1 pseudogene is annotated in these 539 nt (G+C 61.4%); it reads left to right on the top strand.

From position 1 onward, the window contains the following. A pseudogene (locus SOP85_RS31085) lies at positions 1-539 on the top strand (sugar-binding protein); the annotation flags it as partial.

The following is a 539-nucleotide window of genomic DNA, read 5'->3' as shown; positions in this document are numbered from 1 at the left end:
TCACGCTCGACTACGTGGCCTTCGGCACCGAGCCACTGTTGAGCAGTATTCGCAATGCCGATGGCACGCAGTTGCTCAGCCTGGTGCGCACCACCAACCTGCTCAAGCTCACGCTGCATCCGGGCAGTGCCTTCGAGGCCGAGTTCCAGGTGAACATTGTCGGTGGCTTGAGCAAAAGCCTTATCCTGCCAACCGTCGACAAAGCCTCCTGGCGCTTCGAGTATGTCACCCGGGACGGCTTCACCTGCCTTGAGCACGTCTACACCCCCACCGGTGGCCATGAGACCGTCACCTATTCGGGGCGCCCGCACTATTTTCCAGGCCAGCCCGGGCGTACCCTGCCGCGGGTGGAAAAGCACGTGCGCGACCCCGGTTTCGGCCAGCCCGCCGTCGAAACCCGCTATGCATACGACGCCAAGGACCACAACTTTCTCGGCTTTGGCAGCGGTCTGTCCTGGAGCGATGATGGCCTGGACAACCTCTATAAAGTGCGCTCCCCGTTCGACTACGAAACCACCGAAATTCTCTGGGACGCATCG

The sequence above is a fragment of the Pseudomonas sp. YuFO20 genome, assembly GCF_035064975.1.
GTDB classification, from domain to species: domain Bacteria; phylum Pseudomonadota; class Gammaproteobacteria; order Pseudomonadales; family Pseudomonadaceae; genus Aquipseudomonas; species Aquipseudomonas putida_AE.
Note: the sequence above shows the minus strand (reverse complement) of the source record. Positions and strands in the feature narration are given on the sequence as shown.